This window comes from Streptomyces sp. KLMMK (assembly GCF_036961605.1).
Classification (GTDB): domain Bacteria; phylum Actinomycetota; class Actinomycetes; order Streptomycetales; family Streptomycetaceae; genus Streptomyces; species Streptomyces telluris.
Genome location: NZ_JBAMDC010000559.1, coordinates 1 through 3,225, shown reverse-complemented (window position 1 = coordinate 3,225; position 3,225 = coordinate 1). Strand labels below are relative to the sequence as shown.

The 3,225-nt window shown below is 72.0% G+C and carries 2 protein-coding genes and 1 pseudogene; all 3 read left to right on the top strand.

Going from position 1 to position 3,225, the window contains the following annotated elements; genetic code table 11:
• A pseudogene (locus V7793_RS35490) lies at positions 1-149 on the top strand (2-oxoacid:ferredoxin oxidoreductase subunit beta); the annotation flags it as partial.
• Between the two features lie 113 nt (positions 150-262).
• Positions 263-2,236 (top strand): APC family permease, encoded by a 1,974-nt coding sequence (locus tag V7793_RS35485; protein ID WP_336013800.1) that lies wholly within the window; start codon positions 263-265, stop codon positions 2,234-2,236.
• Positions 2,237-2,336: 100 nt separating this feature from the next.
• Positions 2,337-3,225: EamA family transporter RarD (gene rarD, locus V7793_RS35480; protein WP_336013799.1), on the top strand; the 889-nt coding region annotated here is incomplete at its 3' end.

Genomic DNA, 3,225 nt, shown 5'->3' with positions numbered 1-3,225 from the left:
AGACGCCGATCGGTGTCTTCCGCAGCGTCGAGCGGCCGGTCTACGACACCCAGATGGCAGACCAGCTCGAAGCGGCGATCGAGCAGAAGGGCAAGGGCGACCTGACGGCCCTGCTGGCCGGGAACGACACCTGGACGGTCGTCGGATAGGCCATCGGGCAGATCGCCGGACAGGTGAGCCGAGGCGCTCGGACGGGCTGTTTTCCGGCCCGTCCGGGGGCGTCTGACGCTCCCTCCCCCGCTCGCCCGCTCTCATGGGGGGCATGGCCGACCCCGATGCCACGCTCTCTCCCCCCATCCGCGACCGGCTCGCCTACCGCGTGAAGTGCCGGCTGCTCGGGCCGCCCCTGGTCACCGAGCAGCTCTCCCAGGAGAAGCTCAGCAACCCCATGGCGCTCGGGGTGCTGGCCTCCGACTGCATCTCCTCCACCGCGTACGGCAGCGAGGAGATGCTGCGCATCCTCGTGCCCGTCGCCGGGGTCGCCGCGTTCACCCTGCTGATGCCGGTGACCGGCGCGATCCTGCTCGTCCTGCTGCTCCTGACGCTCTCCTACCGCGACGTGGTGTCCGTGTACACGCGCGCGGGCGGGTCGTACGTCGTCGCGCGGGAGAACTTCGGGCCGCGCGTCGCCCAGATCGCCGCCGTCGCGCTCCTCGTCGACTACATCGTCACGGTCGCCGTCCAGACCGCGGCCGGCACCGACGCGCTGATCTCCCTGGCCCACCTCACGGGCGAGGGGTACACGGGCATCGACCACCTCAAGCTGCCCATCACCGCGGCCATGGTGGTGCTGCTGATGTACGGGAATCTGCGGGGGATCCGTGAGGCGGGACGGGCGTTCGCGGCGCCCGCGTACCTCTTCATGCTCGCCATCGCGCTCCTGCTGGTCGTCGGCCTCGTCCGGGCGCTGGACGGCGGGCTCCCGCACACCGACCTGCACGCCCCGGGCGTCGTGCCGCTCGGCCAGGAGGGGAGCGGCTGGCTTTACGGCGCCTCCCTCTTCATGGTGCTGCGCGCCTTCGCCAACGGCGGCTCCTCCCTGACGGGGCTGGAGGCCATCTCCAACGGCGTCTCCGCCTTCCGCCCGCCCCAGGGAGCCAACGCGCGGCAGACGCTGACCGTCATGAGCTGCGTCCTCGGCGTCATGGTGCTGGGCGTCTCCACCCTCGCCCACTACACGCACGCCGTCCCCTACGTGGACGGCAACCCGACCGTCATCGCCCAGGAGGCCCATCTCGTCTTCGGCGACGGCTGGGCGGGCACGGCCGGGCTGGTGTTCGTCCAGCTGGCGACCGCGCTCGTCCTCTACACCGGCGCCAACACGCCCTTCACCGGCTTCCCCTTCCTCGCCAGCTTCGTCGCCGAGGACCGCTTCCTGCCGCGGAAGCTGATGCGGCGCGGCCACCGGCTGGCGTTCTCCAGCGGGATCATCTCCCTGACCGTCGTCGCCCTCGCGCTGCTGCTGGTCACCGGCGCCAACGTCGACAAGCTGGTCGCCCTGTACGCGATCGGCGTCTTCACGGGCTTCACGATGGCCGCGGCCGGGATGACGGCCCACCACTGGCGGCGGAACGGCGGCTGGAAGACCGGGGTGAACCTCGTGGCGGCCGTGGTGTCGGCCCTGGTCGTCGTGATCTTCGCGATCACGAAGTTCACCGAGGGCGCGTGGCTGGTCGTCGTGGTCTTCCCGGTCGGCGTGTGGGCGCTCATCCGCATCAACCGCGAGTACCGCGAGGAGGCCGCGGCCCTGGAGACCATGCCGCCCCTCACCGAAGCCGCCGAGCCGCGCTGGCGGCGGCACCTCGTGTACGTCCTCCTCGACGTGCTCGACCTCGCCGCCGTCAAAGCGCTGCGGTACGCGCACGAGCTGCGGCCGGACGAAGTGCGGGCCGTGCACTTCGTCATCGACGAGGCGCGGGCGAAGCGGCTGGCCGCGCGGTGGGAGGCGCTGCCCGGGACGGACGTGCCGCTGGACCTCGTCGACTGCCCGGACCGGCGGCTGCGGCACGCCGTCGCCGCGCTCGCCGCGCGCGACACGGCCGACGGGACGACCGCCCTGACGCTCCTCGTCCCCCGCCGGACGTACGCACGGCCGCTCGCCGCGCTGCTGCACACGGACTCCGGGGACGAACTGGCGAAGGCGTTGCAGCACCTGCCGAACGTGGCGGTGACGGTGGTGCCGTTCGATGTGACCGCGGCGATGGCGCGGCAGCGCGCGTGGGCGCCCCGTCGGTGAGGCAGCTCGGCACCGCCGGGCAGCCCACCGCTCCGTGCCGGGCGGTGCCGCTCCCGCCTCGGTTACCTTCGCAAGGTCGCACCATGCCTTGGAGGGGACCATGCCCGCATCACCACCCGCACCGCCATCACGCAGTGAACCCCGCAGTGAATCCCGCACCGGCCTCATCTGCAGCGTCGCCGCCTACGGCATCTGGGGGCTCTTCCCCCTCTACTGGCCGCTCCTGGATGCGGCCGGGCCCGTCGAGATCCTGGCGCACCGCATGGTGTGGTCGCTGGCGGCCGTGGTGCTCGTTCTCATAGTGACCCGGCGCTGGGCGTGGATACGCCCGCTGCTGCGGCAGCCCCGCCGGCTGGGCATGATCGCGCTGGGCGCGGCGACGATCTCCGTGAACTGGGGGATCTACATCTGGGGCGTCAATTCCGGGCACGTCGTGGAGACGTCGCTGGGGTACTTCATCAACCCCCTCGTCAGCATCGCCTTCGGCGTGGTGGTCCTGCGGGAGCGGCTGCGGGCCGCGCAGTGGGCGGCGGTCGGCGTCGGCGCGGCCGCGGTCCTCGTGCTGGCGGTGGCCTACGGCAAGCCGCCGTGGATCGCCCTCGCGATCGCGGCGACGTTCGGTACGTACAGCCTGGTCAAGAAGCAGGTGGGCCTGGACGGGGTGGAGTCGCTGGCGGCGGAGACGGCCGTGCAGTTCCTTCCCGCGCTGGGATTCCTGGTGTTCCTGGGGACGACGGGCCACAGCACGTTCCTGAGCGAGGGGGCGGGGCACACCGCGCTGCTGATGTGCTCGGGGGCGATCACCGCGGTGCCGCTCATCCTGTTCGGCGCGGCGGCGGTGCGGCTGCCGCTGTCGGTGGTGGGGATGGTGCAGTACCTGGCTCCGACGTTCCAGTTCGCCCTGGGTCTGCTGGTGTTCCACGAGGGGATGCCGGCCGAGCGCTGGGCGGGCTTCGGGCTCGTGTGGCTCGCGCTGGCCGTGCTGACGT

Coding starts and splice junctions, on each gene's coding strand:
- V7793_RS35485 (WP_336013800.1), top strand. CDS start 263: ATGGCCGACCCCGATGCCACGCTCTCTCCCCCCATCCGCGACCGGCTC.